This window comes from uncultured Campylobacter sp. (assembly GCF_937997595.1).
Classification (GTDB): domain Bacteria; phylum Campylobacterota; class Campylobacteria; order Campylobacterales; family Campylobacteraceae; genus Campylobacter_B.
Genome location: NZ_CALKTS010000054.1, coordinates 1 through 1,138, shown reverse-complemented (window position 1 = coordinate 1,138; position 1,138 = coordinate 1). Strand labels below are relative to the sequence as shown.

Sequence of the window (1,138 nt, the reverse complement as noted above, 5' to 3'; positions counted from 1 at the left end):
GCAAAATTTTAAAGGTCTATAAAAGCGTCAAGGCAAAGGATCACGCCGCAAAGGTGCTCGCGGATCTGCTAGCTGCGGGGAAATAAAGCGCCAAGCGGCGTTTCAAAACAGAGCTCTGGCGCATCGAGCGCTAAGCTTTAATTATGAAATTTATGCACTGAAATTTGCTACGGAATTCCGGCGTCAAATTTAAGCGCTGAAGCTTCGGCATTAAAATTTGGCCTTGAAATTTTGTCTTAGAATTCCGCCGCCCATTTGAAAATGAAATTTCAAAGCGGAGCTATATCTGCGATTTTAGCGGCAAATTTATCGCCCCAAACCAAAATTTTAAAGAAAAAATATGAAAAACTTAATCACCCTGACTCACCCCGACATCGAAAATTCGCTCATAAACAAGCGGTTTTTAAAAGAGGTCGCCGCGCAAAGCTTCTAGGAGCTTATCGCTTTTTCCTTGCCGCGCTCACGAACAAAAGCACTGCGAAATATCCGCTTTCTTGCTTTGCGTAGCGGCATCCGATACGAGCAAAGCGGTACTGCGAGCGCGAGTAAAACAGCGCGGCGGGGTGAGGGTAAATTTTAGCCTCGCGCAAAATCCGCGCCGCAGATCATATCGGAGAGTAAAATTTCGCCCGATGTTTAGAGCAAAGCGCGAAAAAATGGTGCCGCATCCAATCATCAAGAAATCGCCCCGCCTCCCATCTTCGTGGCAATAAGTATTGCGCCGATTTTATTTACGAATTTGAAAATCGCCTATAAAGAAGCCGGATAATCCTTTGCGCCATACAAAATATATGTTAGAACCATCCAACAAATAGGATGTCCTATAATACAGCAAAGATACTTTAGTGAAAGTTCTCTCCCGAATTTAATATTCAGTCCGTGTTTATCTCGGAGTTATTTTCGCTTACATTTTCACGTTTACGACGGGAAAAATAAAATGCGTAGATGCTATTTACAACGATCATAACGTGTTATGGTTTTAAAGAAATAAGGCTCTCTTTAACTTAAGCTCACACAAAGGAGCAGTAAGTTACGATGAGCACAATGAAAAACAAGTATATAATCCGTTCCCGAATTTCGCAGAAGAAATTTAGAGAAATTCTCAAGTATTTTGCAGAGGATATAGAAGCTACTAAAA

1 protein-coding gene and 1 pseudogene are annotated in these 1,138 nt (G+C 41.8%); one reads left to right on the top strand and one right to left on the bottom strand.

What is annotated here, in order from left to right; all coding sequences use genetic code 11:
* Positions 1-437 precede the first annotated feature (437 nt).
* The gene (locus tag Q0614_RS01605) at positions 438-590 is read right to left on the bottom strand and encodes a hypothetical protein (RefSeq protein WP_298786044.1); all 153 of its coding nucleotides are present in this window, start codon (positions 588-590) and stop codon (positions 438-440) included.
* A 445-nt stretch (positions 591-1,035) separates the two neighbouring features.
* Here Q0614_RS01605 and Q0614_RS01600 point away from each other — a divergent pair.
* Positions 1,036-1,138, top strand: a pseudogene (locus Q0614_RS01600) (IS1595 family transposase); the annotation flags it as partial.